Genomic DNA, 15578 nt, shown 5'->3' with positions numbered 1-15578 from the left:
TGATGTAGAGCACTTCTGTTAATTTAACGCATGCAGCGGAAAAAATCAGCTTTTTATTAAAAAAATGATTCCGGTTTAAGCCTGTGGATCACCCTTCAACAAAGGGGCATACGGAGCCGCATATCCACTTGCCGAAGCTTGCGCAGCAGCGGGGTCGCGTGCTCGAACACTTTGCAGGGCAGAGCATCCCGCTTGAAAGTATTCGCCGCTTTTTCCTTCACCGTAAGCCATTTGACATATCTTTTCCAGATAAAATAGTGTTTACCCGCAAAAAGACGCAAACGGGAGCGCTGCTTGGGCCGTACAGCTGAATAGGTCTTCCTCATTTTAGAAGATGACCTCGCTTGCAGGTTTCAAGGTTACAAACCGTCCCCCGAGAATCCCGTTATGATGACGTACGATTTCTTCGCCAGTGAGTCGTCCATTATCAAACGTACTATGGGCGTCTTCCACCAGAATAGTGGAATATCCAAGGCTGAATGCCCGGCGGCATGTCGAATCGAGACAAAATTCGCTTTGCATGCCCGCGATAATCAGATGGGTAATTCCCTGCTGCTGCAATTCTTCCTGAAGTGAGGTTAGGTGAAAGGCATCCCAGGTTGGCTTCTCGATGATCTTTTCCCCAGGCAGCGGAGTCACTTTGGAGCTGATCTGCCATGTAGGCGTTCCCTTGGTGTATTCTTCATCTTCGGTATGTTGAATATAAATCACCGTCGTACCGCTCCGGCGCGCCCGATCCAGCAGCGATACGATCCGTTCCATTACACCTTCTTCGTCATACAGCTTCATTCCCGGATATGAAAACATCGCTTCCTGTACATCAATCAGAATCAGCGCAGTATGCGGATCAGCCATCTTAATTTCCTCCCCAGTATTGTCATAACCTAAATTATAGCAGAAAAAACGGAGGGAAGTCTTTCCAGGTCACCTTATGGTACACTGAAATTATGTTTTGGCGAGGAGTTGAGATATTGAAGAAAATCTTAGTGCTGGGGGAAGCAGGCTGTGACCCGTGAAAAGACGGCCGATGAGCATATGTCACCATTTGGCATCCCGCAGTCATGGTATATGGACACAACGAAAGCGCAGGCGGCTGGCTTCTCTTTTTTAACTCTCGCCGATTGGTTCCCGGAATTAGTAAACGACCTGAAAATATAGAAAAAAGGCGTCCGCCACCATTAGGTTTCGGATCGCCCGTATCTAGGCAATTAAGCCGCTTTGCTGCTCAAATGATAGGACAAAATCCTAAGAAGGTCCTTGGTACGAACGGGTTTCTTGATAAAATCGGTCGCCCCCGCAGCCAGGCATTTCTCCCGGTCTTCCTTCATCGTCTTGGCCGATACCGCAATAATCGGAAGGTCGTGCTTCAACAGTTCTTCACGCAAAATGGATAACGTGTCATACCCATCCAACACCGGCATCATGATGTCCAGAAGCAGGATGTCGATCCCGGGATTCTCTCTGACCCGCTGAAGGCATTCGAATCCGTTCTGGGCCGTCACCACATGCATGCTGTACTTCTCAAGCGTCTGTGTCAGCGCATAGATATTTCGCGGGTCATCATCGACTAGAAGGACTGTTTTACCCGCCAGCAGGCCGTATTTCCCGTCCACCTGCGCCTCCTCAGCACCGCCGCTGCCATCAGGTTCGCGTTCAAGCGCTGCCGCCGCCTCGGAATCGAGCATATAATCCTTCGGATCTCTTTCCTCTTCCAGATAAGGAAGATACAGTGTGAAGATGCTGCCTTCTTGCGGTTTGCTCTCGAGTGTAAGATGCCCGCCAAGGAGCTTCGAAAGCTGCTGGGAAATGGACAGTCCGAGTCCCGTTCCGCCGAATTTTCGCGCGGTTGAGCCGTCCGCCTGCTGGAACGCTTCAAATATCAGATCACGTTTATCCGGAGATATTCCTATGCCGCTGTCGATGACGGCAAAAGCCAGCACCGGCCCCGCTGGAGCATACCCTTTGGAAGCAAAGGTGTCGAGCTTGGAGATTTCGAGCTTTACTCCGCCCTCTTCCGTAAATTTAAAGGCGTTGGACAGCAGATTGCGGAGGATTTGATGCAGACGCAATTCATCTGTATAGAAGATATCGGGTGCTCCAGCTTGCAAAACGACGCTGAACTCGAGATTTTTGGACTCAGCCGTCTTGCCGAAATACCCTTCGAACAAGGACGGGAACTCGGTAAGATTGACGGCGCTCGTTTCAATAAGCATCTTTCCAGCCTCAACCTTGGATAAATCCAAAATATCGTTAATGATCGCCAGCAGATCACTGCCGGAGGAATGAATGACCGATGCATAGCCTACCTGTTCCTCTGTCAAGTTGCTGCTGTGGTTCTCAGACAGAATCTGCGACAGCAGCAGCATGCTGTTAAGCGGGGTCCGCAGCTCATGCGACATATTAGCCAAAAATTCGGATTTGTAGCGGGAGCTTCTCTCTAGCTCCTCGTTCATTTTCTCCAGTTCTTCAGCTGAATTCTCCGCAACCAGCTTTTGGAATTCCAGCTTACTGTTCACGTTGATCAGTTCGTGAGTCTGGGATTGCAGCTCTTCAGACTGGTTCTGCAGCTCCTCATTCATTGTCTGGGCTTCGGCATAGAGATTTTGAATATGCATCCGGGTCATAACCGAATTCACCGATACGGCGAACGAGTCGAGCAGCTGTTCCAGCAGCTTGAAATGATCAGGCACCCATCTCATGAGTGAAGCGATCTCAACCACCGCGACGGTCCTGTTCTCAAACACAACAGGGGCAATCACCGCCTGCCGGGGCGGGGTTCTTCCGAGCCCGGAACTGATATGAATATAACCATCCGGCAGCTCTTCAAGCTTCAGAATTTTCTGATCAAGCGCGCATTGGCCAACGAGGCCCTCACCCAGCCTTATTTTTTCTTTGCCTGGGCTCAAACCTTCGTTCCCGCCCGCATAGGAACTAATTCTCAGCAGAGAATCGCCATAGTGGTCTTGAGCAATGTACACCGCGCCGTACTGGATCTCAAGGATTGTCGCCAGCTTGCTCAGGAAGGTGTCGCATAAAGCGGCGGGGTCCGTTTTTTCCTGGAGCCTTACCGACATTTGGGTTAGATGGTCGCTGAACCGCTGCTCTCTTTCTGTGTTCTCCAATAGACGGTTTGTCGCTGCAGCAAGATCGGAAATCTCGTCCTGCGTCTTCACCTCAATTCGCTTGGCCCTGCTGTTTCCGTCTGCTATATGGTTGATGGCGTCAATTACGTTCTTCAGTGTCTTAACGATACTGTCCGTGATGAGGATGGAAGCGGCAATGGCAACCAGCGCCACCAGGCTCCACAGAATATACATGGTAATAAGCAGCTGGTGGTTGCGTGACTTGAGATCGCTGATCCGCTTCGCCGTGCCGGCTTGTTCAAACTCACGGAAATGCTGCAACTCGCTGCGGATTTGTCCGGCAATCGCTTTGCCGGGATCGGCATGAAAAAATGCGGTCACCTCATCATCACGTCCCGCTTGTTTGAGTTCAACCACATATTGGCCCGCATTGACGATCCAGGCTTCAAGATTCTTCCCGATACTTTCCAGATTTTCAACCTGAGAGGTACTGCCCTTAATGAGCCCCTTCAAAGCGGAGTAATTAACCTGCCATTTCTCCAGACCGTCGTAGTAGGGGGCAAGATAAGAGTCGTTGCCTGTAAGCGCATAGCCCCGCTGGCCGGTCTCCATGTCCAGAATATTTTTTTCAATTTGAAAAGTAAGCTCATGCACCTGCATATCATGACCGCTCAGCATGACGGTTTCCTTCTCAAGCTCAGAAATCCGTCCCTGCACAATGAGCAGAAAAAGCCCGAGCAGCAGTAAAATCATTATGTACCCAAGAGCGATTTTTCCACGGATTTTGAAATTCAATACATTTTTATTCATTGAAAAAGTATACCCTCCGTCCTGATGACCAGTGTGAGCCGTATTTTTGTTCAAGTCCGGAGGCTATATGATCTCACTGCGCTGAACGCGTTCCTTAAGCTGGCGTACACCGGCTTCAAGCCTCAGAATCGTCTCTTCGATCTCTTTCGGATCGATTCCCCGGATAACGGGCGGCGGCGCCGGCTTACTCTCCGCTTTCATTTCGCGCAGGGTAATCTGCTGCTCCTGCCATTTGTCCATTAAGTCAGCGATGGTTGCATAGAACCGTTCATAGTCCTTAATGACACTGTCCAAAAAAGTATCTACTTCCTCCGGATCGTATCCGCGTAATTTCATACTGAACTCTTTCTCATGAATGGTTAACGCATCAAGCGCAATCCCAAGCTGGCTGAACAGCTTTCTCTGTTTGTCCAGTCTTCGCTTCATATGCTCATCCATCTTAAACTACCTCCATCATTGACGGGTTCTCTTTTAGCTTTACTTATTATATCAGGGCGGGAACTGGCTGGAAATATCACCGTCCCGTGCCGGGCTTCAATAATTATCGGCTACCGCTTTGTTTAGTATGCCCAGACACCGGTCAAGATCGGTCTTTACCTGCTTCTTGTACAGCTTCGCTTTCTCGGCCCCGTCCGTCGTGAAATGATAAAGAACGATTTCCTGAAAATCAACTTTGGGATCATTTCCCTTGAGCTGTTTGGTACGGTATAGAATGCCCTGCTGTACCAATTCGTGGAGGGCGCGGTAGATCTCGCTCTGCGGAGGATTATAGCCATGACTTTTGAAATCTCTCCGCAAATCCTCGAGCATTTGATAGCCGTAGCCGTGATGCTGTTCGACCATGGTAATGAGATACAGCTTGATAAACGCCCTTTGGGCAATCATAAAAGCCATGAAAGACCTCCTCCGATCATTCTGGATATCTCTATATAATCACTGTTTATCAAATTTCACAATACGACTTTTGGATGAACTGCCCCGGACTTTTTCAGATTGGGGTTGTTGCTGGACGAGTAATGTTGATGATTAAGCTGGTATGAGCTGGGGAGTGTTGTTGTGTTTATCTATTATGAATTTTTCATATGGTGAAATGTTGTCGGTAATCGGTATGATCGAGTTGATCGAGCCTTAACTTTTGGATGAGTTGTTTTTTTCACGCACAAAAAAAGCCGCATTCCCCAGATTGCATTTTTTGGGAATTACGGCCTCTTTTTTTATTCAAAACGATTGGGAAATTCGCTAACCTTATAGCTTGTTCTATTTATAGAGTTTCGGATCGGTATCCGAATTCATCGATCAATCCGAGTAGCCTTCAGCGAGGGCTTATTTCGGAATATATTGGCTATTTGGGCATCGAGTCCGTCGTCGTCTACAAGAACCAGAATCTTGCCTTGTTCAACATAGCCCACATATTCTCGCGCTTCCTCTTCGGGTATGCCCAAGCCGACAAGTCCCCCGACCAGGCCGCCTGCACCCGCTCCTATTGCCGCGCCGGTCAATGCCCCCGCAATCGGGCCTGCTGCGATAATCGGGCCGATGCCAGGAATAGCCAGCGCGCCGATCCCAGCCAGCAGCCCGGCAATCCCTCCAGCTACGCCGCCAGTTGCCGCTCCTGTAGCGACTCCTTCCGGAGCCATTGTATCCGTCTCCTCCGTAATCATCCGCAGATCTTCGCGATCCCGTGTAATCACTGAAATATCATCATTACGGATACCTTTGGCTTGTAATTCTTTTATCGCCTTGGTTGCCTCGGGTCCCGTATCGAAAGTGCCAACAATTCTCTTTGTCACTTGAAGCCCTCCTTATTCTTAGGTGCACGTTAGTTATCTTGCCCTTCCTCCACTTTTCCAAACATGGAAAAAGAGGGGGAGGAAAGCTTCAAGGTGACGTAAATGAAGGCAGGAGAACAGTTGCTTTCCTACAATTTATTGGATCGGCCGCGTCCGATGGGTCGGTACGGCTTGAAGCGGATCATCCGGCCAATAATGTTTGGGATATCGTCCCTTCAAATCTTTCTTGACATCAAAATATGTGCTGGCCCAAAAGCTCGCAAGATCGGCAGTCACCTGAACCGGCCGCCGCGCGGGAGACAGCAGATGAAGCAGTACGGGTACTCTTCCCGCTCCAATTCGCGGGGTCTCCCGCTGCCCGAACATCTCTTGCAGCTTCACCGCCAGCACCGGCGCGGCCGGATCACTATAATCAACGGCAATTCGTGATCCACTGGGAACCGCGATATGCGTTGGAGCCTCCTGATCCAGCCGCCGTTTCCGTTCCCAGTCCAGCATGCTCTCAAGCGCCTCGCGCAGTGGCAGACGCTGGACCTCACGCAGACTGCGGCAGCCATCTAGAAAGGGAAGCAGCCACTCTTCCATGCTCCCCGAGAGACCCTCATCGGACACATCCGGCCAGGAAGGGTCGAGCCAGTGCATAAACGCCAAGCGTTCCCTAAGCTGCAGAGTTCCCTTGTCCCAAGGAAGCAGTCTTAGACCCTCCCCGGAAATCACCTGCATTAGAACCCTCGCCGCTTCTTCCGGAGAAGGACGCTCATGACCGGACTCCTTGAGCGTGAGTTCGCCGAGCATCGTGCGGCGGCGGGATTTGACGCTCTTGCTCTCGTCATCCCAGTATACTTCGGAACGCTCTGTCACGATATCCGCGTGATGCTCCAGCAGATCCTTCTCTTCCACTGCAGCCGCAAGCATAATACGGCTCTGCGTTCCCTTGTCATCAACGGAGACGGCTACGATATAAGGCTCGCGGGCAAGGTGCTGGCTCTCCCCCATTGCCGCGCCGCGTCCGCCGGAGAGCAGAAAAGCTCCCTCGCCTCTGCGCTGCCCGATTCGGTCGGGATAGGCGAACGACAGCAGCAGGCCGCAGAGGGAAGCATCCGCCGGATCTGCGGCGACGGAAAGGTCTGGCGCCGCCGTCCGCAGCTGCGCCTCCAGCCCCCGGCTCGCGCGCGCAGCAGCGCGCAGAGCCGCAGGATCGCCTCCGCCCGCATCGCGCCCGGCGGAGGCTTCGTACCGCAGCAGCACCTCCACGCGCAGCGTGAGGTCGCAGCTGCCCGAGGCGGGACCGCGCAGCGGGTCCCGCTCCTGCAGCAGCGCCGCCAGTCGGCAGGCGAGCGGCGCCGCGCCAAGCCCGGCCGCGCGCAGCAGCATATGCGCGGCGCGGGGGTGCGCGCCCAGCGCGGCCAGCCGCCGGCCGTGCGGGGTAATGGCGCCGGCGGCGTCCAGGGCGCCGAGCTGGCGCAGCAGCGCGGTCGCCTGCGTATACGGCGCGGGGGGCGGCGCGTCAAGCCAGGCCAGCTGGGCGGGATCGCGCACGCCCCACAGCGCCAGCTCCAGCGCGAGGCCGGCCAGATCGGCCTCCAGAATCTCCGGCGCGTCCGATTCCGGCAGGCGGTCATGCTCCTCCCGGCTCCAGAGCCGGTAGCAGACGCCGGGGGCCGTCCGTCCCGCCCGGCCGCGCCGTTGCTCCGCCGATGCCTTGGAAATCGGCAGCGTCTCCAGGCGCGGCATGCCCGTTCTCGGCGAGAACCGCTGCGTCCGCCGCAGCCCGGAATCGATCACGGTCCGCACTCCCTCGATCGTCAGACTTGTCTCGGCGATGGAGGTCGCCAGCACGACCTTCCGCTGGCCCTCCGTAGCCGGCGCAACGGCGCTGTCCTGCTCGGCCTGCGGCAGCTGGCCGTAGAGCGGACGAAGCGTCACGTTCCCGGGCAGCGCACCGGACCTTAGCTCCGACTCCGTCCGTCGAATTTCTCTCGCGCCCGGGAGAAACAGCAGGATATCGCCGGGCTGCTCGGCCAGCGCGCGCCGGGCCGCATTCGCCACAGCCTTTTCAAGAGGGGTTGCTGCCGCCGGAGGCGCGTATACGGTTTCTACCGGAAATACTCTGCCGGGACACCGGACAACCGGAGCACCGCCAAGCAGCCCGGAGACCTTCACTCCGTCAAGCGTTGCCGACATCACGAGGATCTTCAAGTCCTCGCGGAGTACAGCCTGCGTCTCCAGCGAGAGCGCAAGCCCCAGATCGGCATTCAGGCTGCGCTCGTGGAATTCGTCGAAGATGATAAGGCCGGTATCGCCCAGCGAAGGGTCGTCCTGAAGCACCCTGGTCAGCACGCCTTCGGTTACGACGATTATGCGTGTGTTCGGCCCCGTCCTGCTGTCCATACGCATCCGGTAGCCCACGGTTTGGCCTGCCTGCTCGCCGAGACAGGACGCCATATAGGCGGCCGCCGCTCGGGCGGCAAGCCGCCTGGGTTCCAGCATAAGCATGGTTTTGCCCTTCATCCACGGCTCGTCCAGCAGCGCGAGCGGCGTCATCGTTGTCTTACCCGCTCCCGGTTCCGCGATAAGGACGGCGGATGAGGAGCCCGCAAGTCTATTTTTAAGTTCAGGCATGATCTGCATAATTGGAAGTGTGCTCATTTGATCGCTCCGATATCAAGATAAGAATGGATAATGTTCACCTAAGTGTCACCTGATAATAAAGTTGTTTAAAATAATCACGTAAAATGCAGTAAACCCAGCCTGTGTGATGGGCGGGGGTAGAAATAAAGTTATCACCCGCCAATAACATGTCTGCTGCAAGAACTAAACCGAATTCTAGAAAGTCATTTCGTTATGAATATCTTGATTGCTAAGGTTCCTCTTTTGTTATTGCCGATTTTGTCAGGGATAAGTTTACGAATACAACAGCAGACCTTCGGAATGGCGATTTCCTTATCGCTGGCTTCTGAAGGTCTGTTTTTATCTAAGTTCATGAACGCTTCATGATATTTGGATATATCTGATTTTTTTCAAATAATTTCCTGACCTGATCGGCCATAAAATCCGTGGAATGCGGCATTTGATGACGAATCCACCACTCCACAATCCCGATAAAAGCAGAAGCCATGAATTGAGCGTTTAGCTCACTCTCAACATCGGACTTATTACCCAGCTTATTCATTTTATCCATAAGACTGACGGAGATAAAATGCTGTAGCCGGTCCCGAAATACAAAGACCCTTTGATTGGAGAACATAGAAGAAAAGAACGGGAAGTGGTCCTGTAAATAATCAAAAAACGGTTTTGGCTCATGTAGTAGCTCTTGATTAACTTCATCAACTTCCCGTCTCTTGCACAGCGAAATTAATTCGTTGATGCGCTCTTCAATGCATTTGTCCAAGAGATCGTATTTGTCAATGTAATGCAGATAAATGGTTCCACGGTTAACATTGGCGCGCTCCGCGATATCGTTAATCGTAATTTCTTCAATATTTTTTTCCGAGAACAGCTCCAAAAAGGACTTCGTAATGGATTGTTTTGTTCGGAGAATGCGGCGGTCGATTTTTACGGCATGTTCCATTGCATTCGTACCTCCTTAAGATTATCAACAATTCCGAACGTACTGTTGTATATCAAACAAATACGCATCAATTAACCATTGAGTATTCTGGGCTACTATCTATAATATTATTCAACGAACGTCATATAATCAACATATATTTTATATCGGATGTTCGTTTAATTTCATCATTCCCATATAAGTATCTCAATTTATAAGCAAAGGAGCAGTAACTCATGGAAAATGTTCGGAACAAAGTGGTCATTATAACAGGAGCCTCCAGCGGCATAGGAGAAGCAACTGCGAAGTTGCTGGCCCAAAACGGCGCGAAGGTAGTATTGGCTGCCAGAAGAGAAGAACGCCTGCATGCAATAGTTGATGAAATAAGACAGGGTGGTGGTGACGCCTTTTCTGTAAAAGCAGATGTCGTTTCCGCCGAAGAAATGCAGAATTTAGCCAAGTTTACCTTGAATACGTACGGCCGAATCGATGTATTGATCAACAATGCAGGCATTATGCCCAATTCTATGCTGTATGAACTAAGAGTTGAAGAATGGGATCAAATGATCGATGTGAATATCAAAGGTGTTCTGTATGGCATCGCAGCAGTATTGCCCGCCATGCGGGAACAGCAATCTGGTCATATCATCAACCTGTCTTCTACAGCCGGTTATCATGTGGACCCGAGATCGGCCGTCTACTCGGCCACTAAGTTCGCTGTGAGGGCCATTTCAGAAGGGCTGCGCCTGGAAGAGTCCTTGACTTCGCACATACGGTCTACCTTGATTGCTCCAGGGCTGACAAAAACCGAATTGCTCGATCACATAACGAGCCCAGAAGTACAGGCGATAGCCAGTCAAATTAAAGACATGGGCATTTCTCCTCACAGTATTGCCAAAGCCATTGCTTTTGCCATAAATGAACCTGATGACACCCTGGTTAGTGAAATTATGGTCAGACCAACCGTGCTATAAAAGAAATCCGAAACCGGTACGCTTGTGATTGCGTTTATGTCACGGATTGATAAGCAGCATCGTTATATGCATGAAATGCAAAACTGATAGAACAGGCATCACGCTACGCTGCCTCAAAGTCGAGAGTGTCACAAAAAGAGTCGCATCATCGTTATATTTTCGATCGCGATTAACATGGGGGGTGAAGCTTAAAGCCAGAAGAAAAGGCACGGCTAGTTAAACTTCGGCAGTATGACGATTGTACGATAACGTACGGTTTGGTACCACCCTCATTGTTTATGAAATAATAATCATTAAAGTAGAAAAGAGAGGTAGAGTAGTTATGGCACAACGTATAAACTACATGCAACAATCACCGGAATTTTTCAAAAAAATGATGGAACTTAGCAATGCCGAGAAGGAGAGTTCGATTGAAGAGAAAATCCTCCATCTCGTTCACATCAGAGCTTCGCAAATGAATGGTTGTGGATTTTGCCTGGATATGCATGTCAAGCAGGCCAAGATCCATGGCGAGAGCGAGCTGCGCCTTTACCACATCTCGACTTGGCGCGAATCAACGCTATTTAGTCCACGCGAGCGGGCTTCGCTGGCATGGACCGAGATTCTGACCAAGCTGCCGGAGCAAGGCGTACCTGATGACATCTATGACCGCGTTCGCGGGCAATTATCCGAAAAAGAAATTTCAGATCTCACCTTCTCGATCATGGCGATTAATGCCTGGAACCGTATTAACGTCGCCTTCAAGACCGTACCGGGTTCTGCTGACGCAGCATTTGGATTGACTAAAGCTGGCCTGAGCTAAGCGACTGTAAGAGCAGATTAACAGTGCGTTTCTTATTAAGAATATTGTAACTCTGGCAACCGTCTAAGTTACCAAAATCAGGAGGTTAACAAATCGTGGAGAATGAAAAACTGCTTGAAACCCTTACCAACGAAGGTCCCGTGTCCATCGTGACATGGTCTGAGGGAGAAGGCCATATCAGCAACACATGGAATTCTTATGTGCAGGTTATGGAGGATGGCCGTTGGCTTATTCCGGCTGCCGGAATGAGGAGAACCCAAGCCAACATCGAGCGAAATCCCCATGTCAAATTGACCGTCGCTTCCAAAGAAATTATGGGCCGCTGGGCGATGGGTATCGGTTTTCTAATTGAGGGTACAGCCAAGTTTATTGAAACGGGCGAGGAATACGCTATGATGAAAGAAAAATTCCCGTTTCTAACCCGCGTATTGGAGATCTCACCGACTTCCGTGCAGCAGACTTTATAAGATAAACCCGATGAAAGAAGCGAATTGCGGATTTAAGTGCCAAACGGACGGTTGGGACACCGGTAAACGGTATTGTTGATGTGGCATGATCGGACCGGTTGGGACTCAATGAAATTCGTCGGTTCAATGATTGGCTCATCCAGTTGCAAGGTTGATTTCTACCAGCATCGTTGTTAAAAACAGAAGCACAAAGAACCCTGCGAAGGTTCTTTGTGCTTCGTTTCATTTTCCAACGTGCATCAGCTTGTCCGGGTTTCTGACAATATAAATGTTGCGAATTTGATTGTTCTCCACATGAACAATCCCGACGGTATGAATCCCTTCGCTAGATCGAAGAATAAATGCAGGCTGTCTATTCATCTGAATAACCTCGATATGAACTCCATCGATCGTTGATGCTCGACGTAATGGACCAAGCAGGAACTCCGCAACAAGTTCTCTTGTATAGATGGGTTCGACAACGGCCGAGACTTTGCCTCCCCCATCGGAGACAAGGACAACTTCTTGATCCAGGATGGATAAGATTTGATTGAGGTTGCCCTGTTTCAGAGCGCTCAGGAAGCCATGGACGAGCTCGGGGGTAGCTCCCTCAGAATGAACAAGTTGTTCAGATGTAATCCCCATTTTCGCGTTGGCCCGACTGAACAGTTTACGACAGTTCACTTCACTCTTCTCCACCAGTTCGGCAATTTCATGATAGTCAAAGCCAAGCGCCTCTCGAAGCACAAATACGACACGTTCCGTTGGTGATAGCCTTTCAAGCAGAACAAGCAACGCATATGATAGCAGATCGTCGCGGACGACCGCATCTATCGCTTCATCATTCATGCGATGTAGGGGCTCTGGGAGCCATTCCCCATAATATTGCTCCCGTTTCCTGCGTGCCGATTTTTGCAAATCCCGACAGCGATTCGTTACCATCTTACAAAGATAGGCTTTAGGTTCTGCTAGCTTCTCCGGCGGTACATCGACTATTTTCAGAAAAACATCGTGTACAACATCTTCGGCGTCCGTAACAGATCCTGTTAGTTGGTAAGCGAGCTTAAAGAGCAGCCCTTTATACTTCTGATACAGTTCCTCCATGTCTTCACTTCCGATCGGTTCCCCATATATTAAACCTATTGCAAAATAGGCCTTAAAAATAAAACGAGTTACGGGGTGATTTTGTGACATCCCCATTTATCTTAAAAGCCGAGAAGACTCCTTCCTCTATAGGGAGGAGATGAATCGGCGGTTTTTTCGCCCTAAAGCGAACATATGTGCTGTAATAGAAATGTCTTACACGAAAGGAGGCACCGTGGCATGTTGGTGCATAAAGCTTATAAATATCGCATCTATCCCAATCCGGAACAACGGCAACTCATCCATCAAATGTTTGGCTGTTGCCGCTTTGTCTTCAATCATTTCTTAATCAAATGGAACGAAACCTATGCGGCAACCGGCAAAGGGTTGTCCTATAACACCTGTGCCACACAGCTTCCTGCACTCAAACAGCAATTTGAATGGTTGAAATCGGTAGATAGCATTGCTTTGCAATCGGCGGTGCGATACGTGGCAGACAGCTTTGAACGTTTCTTCAAGAAACAAAATCAGGCTCCACGTTTCAAAAGCCGCAAGCATCCTGTGCAAAGCTACACCACCAAATACACTAATGATAACATTGCTATCAACGGAAACCGACTTAAACTTCCGAAGCTTGGCTGGCTTCGCTTTGCCAACTCCAGAGCGTGTGAAGGTCGCATTCTTTCGGCTACCCTGCGGCGAAATGCGGCAGGCAAATATTTTGTATCCATCCTCTGCGAAGTGGAAATGAATCCTCTGCCGCAGACCGATAAGGAGATCGGCATTGACCTTGGACTCAAGGAATTAGCGGTCTGCTCTGATGGGTTGCGGGTTGCCAATCCCAAAGTGTTTCGCAAATATGAACAAAAACTTGCATTTTGGCAACGCCGCATGGCCCGTCGTAACAAAGGGGGCTCCAATTGGCAAAAAGCCAAACAGAAGGTTGCCCAAATCCATGAGAAGATCGTGGGCAGCCGCCATGATGTTTTGCATCAACTCACCACGAAGCTGATTCGTGAAAACCAAACGATCAGTATCGAAAATCTGAGCGTGGCGAACATGCTCAAAAATCACCGGCTGGCCAAATCCATCGCCGATGCGTCCTGGGGTGAATTTGCCCGTCAGCTTTCGTATAAAGCGGAATGGTATGGACGCTCGGTGAAGTTTGCCGACACATTCGCTCCAACGAGCCAAAGGTGTCATGTATGCGGCACTATCCATCCTGAAGTAAAGAAATTGTCTGTGCGGCAATGGACATGTCCATCGTGCCATACCCATCATGATCGAGATGAAAATGCAGCACATAACATCAAAAGCCTTGCTGTTTAAACGTCAACCCCACCTTTCCTTTAGATATGTTGTTAAGACAAATAACTTAAAACTCGGGAAGATCGGTACAGATTTTCCCTTGGAAAACTGCGGGAACCGCAGGGATCGCTTGGTATACGATTTTTCGTGAGAAAATATCGAAATGAATTCCCCTCAGTAGAAGGGATTACCCAAGAATCCCCCACTTCAAGTGTTAGCTAAGTGGGGGAGTGTTCAAATAGACGGAATGATTCGAATAGACAGTGTAGAGGATATTTAAATTTGCCCAAAGGGATTGACGTTATACAAACTTTAGCAGAGATGTTAAGAAGGGAATGGATTCCTCTATCTCCCATAAAGACGGTCGGCAACAATTCCAACAATAACCCCACTCTGCATAACAATATCCCCGATCAATCCGTTGAGCGGCCAAGACTTAAGTTATTATTTAACAACACTAAGCTGGCAATTGCTCAACCGGTGAATTACAATGAAATATTAGTATGAAAGTCATGTTCATTTATTTGTAATCATGGGCGAAATGCCGGGAAAATTCAAGAGCGGTGCATAACGCTTACCTCTGCTCCGGCTTCTGACAAACCGCCCGCTTTCGCAAGTCATATTTTTACGCTTTACAAGGAGGGTTCTCCCTTGTTCACTGATATTGATCCGACCGCCAGCGTTCGCGGCCGCTTCGCTCCCTCGCCATCCGGCGACATTCATATCGGCAACGCCCTGGCCGCTCTGATGGCTTGGCTGCAAATCCGCAGCCGGAACGGACAGCTAGTGCTCCGTATGGAGGATATTGACACGGATCGCTGCCGCCCGGAATACGCCAGGCATATTATTGAAGATCTACGCTGGCTCGGTCTCGACTGGGACGAAGGGCCTGACGCGGGCGGTCCTTATGGACCCTATGTCCAAAGCGAACGGCTGAAGCTGTACGAGGCTGCGCTGAACCGGTTAAGAACAGATGGAAGACTGTATCCCTGCTACTGCAGCCGCCATGATATTCTGGCCGCAGCCGCCGCTCCTCACGGCCTTGCTTCGGAAGGCCCGGTGTACCCCGGAACTTGCCGCCACCTGTCTCCCGATGAAGCCGGACGGCGCTCCTTAAGCAAGACGCCATCTCTTCGCTTCGCCGTGCCGACCGGGGAGATTGCTTTTACCGATGGTGTGGCCGGAAACCGCCGGGCCAATGCCGCTGCCGGAGGGGACTTCATCGTGCGGCGAGCCGACGGCATCTTCTCGTATCAGCTTGCTGTCGTCGTAGATGATGCCCTAATGGGGATTACGGATGTACTTCGGGGGGCCGATCTGCTTGATACTACGCCCCGCCAGCTGATGCTCTACGAAGCGCTGGGCTGGAAGCCGCCGCGGTTTGCCCATGTCCCGCTCCTCATGGACCAGGACGGCCGCAGGCTGGCCAAGCGTCATGGGGGAATTACGCTTGCGGAGCTGCGCGAAGCTGGTGTGACGCCTCAGTCCGTAACCGGCTGGCTTGCCTGGGCAGCCGGGCTGCTGCCCGAACCGCTTAAGGTCTCGCCATATGACCTGATCCATTCCTTCCAATTGGAACGGATCTCCCGGGATGACATTGTCGTCACTCCAGACATGCTGGGCAGGCTGCATCCCTCACTGGGGCGGCAGAAATAAGAAAAACTCCGATCGGAGTCTTTTTGAAGCGGTTGCCCGTATCCTTCTTTTGCGGTTGCTTTTCTTGCGATTAAAG

At 50.8% G+C, this 15578-nt stretch carries 15 protein-coding genes; 6 read left to right on the top strand and 9 right to left on the bottom strand.

Features of this window, described 5'->3' with window-relative positions; genetic code table 11:
* Positions 1-95: 95 nt before the first annotated feature.
* Positions 96-326 (bottom strand): hypothetical protein, encoded by a 231-nt coding sequence (locus tag VK70_RS09080; RefSeq protein ID WP_025694856.1) that lies wholly within the window; start codon positions 324-326, stop codon positions 96-98.
* Position 327: 1 nt separating this feature from the next.
* Positions 328-855: a cysteine hydrolase family protein gene (locus VK70_RS09075; RefSeq protein WP_025694857.1), complete on the bottom strand. Its 528-nt coding sequence runs from the start codon at positions 853-855 to the stop codon at positions 328-330.
* Between the two features lie 150 nt (positions 856-1005).
* Here VK70_RS09075 and VK70_RS27105 point away from each other — a divergent pair, with 150 nt between their 5' ends.
* Positions 1006-1158 (top strand): hypothetical protein, encoded by a 153-nt coding sequence (locus VK70_RS27105; protein ID WP_233277796.1) that lies wholly within the window; start codon positions 1006-1008, stop codon positions 1156-1158.
* A gap of 50 nt (positions 1159-1208) precedes the next feature.
* Here VK70_RS27105 and VK70_RS09070 read toward each other — a convergent pair whose 3' ends face one another.
* From VK70_RS09070 to VK70_RS09045, 6 genes are all read right to left on the bottom strand, one after another.
* Positions 1209-3893: an ATP-binding protein gene (locus VK70_RS09070; RefSeq protein WP_025694858.1), complete on the bottom strand. Its 2685-nt coding sequence runs from the start codon at positions 3891-3893 to the stop codon at positions 1209-1211.
* Between the two features lie 63 nt (positions 3894-3956).
* Entirely contained in the window at positions 3957-4331 is a 375-nt protein-coding gene (locus VK70_RS09065) for a DivIVA domain-containing protein (RefSeq protein WP_025694859.1), read from the bottom strand.
* Positions 4332-4427: 96 nt separating this feature from the next.
* A complete protein-coding gene (locus tag VK70_RS09060; RefSeq protein WP_025694860.1) occupies positions 4428-4787 on the bottom strand; it encodes a replication termination protein in 360 nt (119 codons plus the stop codon).
* Between the two features lie 395 nt (positions 4788-5182).
* Complete coding sequence (locus VK70_RS09055; RefSeq protein WP_025694861.1) at positions 5183-5683, bottom strand: general stress protein; 501 nt, start codon at positions 5681-5683, stop codon at positions 5183-5185.
* A gap of 135 nt (positions 5684-5818) precedes the next feature.
* The gene (gene hrpB / locus VK70_RS09050) at positions 5819-8332 is read right to left on the bottom strand and encodes an ATP-dependent helicase HrpB (RefSeq protein WP_046723178.1); all 2514 of its coding nucleotides are present in this window, start codon (positions 8330-8332) and stop codon (positions 5819-5821) included.
* A 331-nt stretch (positions 8333-8663) separates the two neighbouring features.
* Positions 8664-9254: a TetR/AcrR family transcriptional regulator gene (locus tag VK70_RS09045; RefSeq protein WP_051505131.1), complete on the bottom strand. Its 591-nt coding sequence runs from the start codon at positions 9252-9254 to the stop codon at positions 8664-8666.
* A 215-nt stretch (positions 9255-9469) separates the two neighbouring features.
* On the opposite strand from VK70_RS09045, the gene VK70_RS09040 reads away from it, so the two are divergent.
* The 3 genes from VK70_RS09040 (at position 9470) to VK70_RS09030 (ending at position 11476) form a co-directional block, all read left to right on the top strand.
* Complete coding sequence (locus VK70_RS09040; protein WP_025696405.1) at positions 9470-10207, top strand: SDR family oxidoreductase; 738 nt, start codon at positions 9470-9472, stop codon at positions 10205-10207.
* A gap of 322 nt (positions 10208-10529) precedes the next feature.
* Positions 10530-11009 carry a carboxymuconolactone decarboxylase family protein gene (locus VK70_RS09035; protein WP_025696407.1) on the top strand — a complete coding sequence of 160 codons (480 nt, stop codon included), beginning with the start codon at positions 10530-10532 and terminating at the stop codon, positions 11007-11009.
* Between the two features lie 95 nt (positions 11010-11104).
* A complete protein-coding gene (locus VK70_RS09030; RefSeq protein WP_025696409.1) occupies positions 11105-11476 on the top strand; it encodes a pyridoxamine 5'-phosphate oxidase family protein in 372 nt (123 codons plus the stop codon).
* Between the two features lie 222 nt (positions 11477-11698).
* Here VK70_RS09030 and sigJ read toward each other — a convergent pair whose 3' ends face one another.
* Positions 11699-12559, bottom strand: a complete 861-nt coding sequence (gene sigJ, locus VK70_RS09025) for an RNA polymerase sigma factor SigJ (RefSeq protein ID WP_025696411.1) — start codon at positions 12557-12559, stop codon at positions 11699-11701.
* Positions 12560-12778: 219 nt separating this feature from the next.
* Here sigJ and tnpB point away from each other — a divergent pair, with 219 nt between their 5' ends.
* Positions 12779-13867: an IS200/IS605 family element RNA-guided endonuclease TnpB gene (tnpB, locus tag VK70_RS09020; protein ID WP_046723176.1), complete on the top strand. Its 1089-nt coding sequence runs from the start codon at positions 12779-12781 to the stop codon at positions 13865-13867.
* 630 nt (positions 13868-14497) lie between these two features.
* Positions 14498-15502 carry a tRNA glutamyl-Q(34) synthetase GluQRS gene (gluQRS, locus tag VK70_RS09015; protein ID WP_233277795.1) on the top strand — a complete coding sequence of 335 codons (1005 nt, stop codon included), beginning with the start codon at positions 14498-14500 and terminating at the stop codon, positions 15500-15502.
* Positions 15503-15578 lie beyond the last annotated feature (76 nt).

This window comes from Paenibacillus durus ATCC 35681, assembly GCF_000993825.1.
Lineage (GTDB): Bacteria > Bacillota > Bacilli > Paenibacillales > Paenibacillaceae > Paenibacillus_AQ > Paenibacillus_AQ durus_B.
Note: the sequence above shows the minus strand (reverse complement) of the source record. Positions and strands in the feature narration are given on the sequence as shown.

Excerpts from the sequence above, each read along its gene's own strand:
- VK70_RS09080 (WP_025694856.1), bottom strand. The coding sequence starts at position 326 with ATGAGGAAGACCTATTCAGCTGTACGGCCCAAGCAGCGCTCCCGTTTG.
- VK70_RS09075 (WP_025694857.1), bottom strand. The coding sequence starts at position 855 with ATGGCTGATCCGCATACTGCGCTGATTCTGATTGATGTACAGGAAGCG.
- VK70_RS09070 (WP_025694858.1), bottom strand. The coding sequence starts at position 3,893 with ATGAATAAAAATGTATTGAATTTCAAAATCCGTGGAAAAATCGCTCTT.
- VK70_RS09065 (WP_025694859.1), bottom strand. The coding sequence starts at position 4,331 with ATGGATGAGCATATGAAGCGAAGACTGGACAAACAGAGAAAGCTGTTC.
- VK70_RS09060 (WP_025694860.1), bottom strand. The coding sequence starts at position 4,787 with ATGGCTTTTATGATTGCCCAAAGGGCGTTTATCAAGCTGTATCTCATT.
- hrpB (WP_046723178.1), bottom strand. The coding sequence starts at position 8,332 with ATGAGCACACTTCCAATTATGCAGATCATGCCTGAACTTAAAAATAGA.
- VK70_RS09045 (WP_051505131.1), bottom strand. The coding sequence starts at position 9,254 with ATGGAACATGCCGTAAAAATCGACCGCCGCATTCTCCGAACAAAACAA.
- VK70_RS09040 (WP_025696405.1), top strand. The coding sequence starts at position 9,470 with ATGGAAAATGTTCGGAACAAAGTGGTCATTATAACAGGAGCCTCCAGC.
- VK70_RS09035 (WP_025696407.1), top strand. The coding sequence starts at position 10,530 with ATGGCACAACGTATAAACTACATGCAACAATCACCGGAATTTTTCAAA.
- sigJ (WP_025696411.1), bottom strand. The coding sequence starts at position 12,559 with ATGGAGGAACTGTATCAGAAGTATAAAGGGCTGCTCTTTAAGCTCGCT.
- tnpB (WP_046723176.1), top strand. The coding sequence starts at position 12,779 with ATGTTGGTGCATAAAGCTTATAAATATCGCATCTATCCCAATCCGGAA.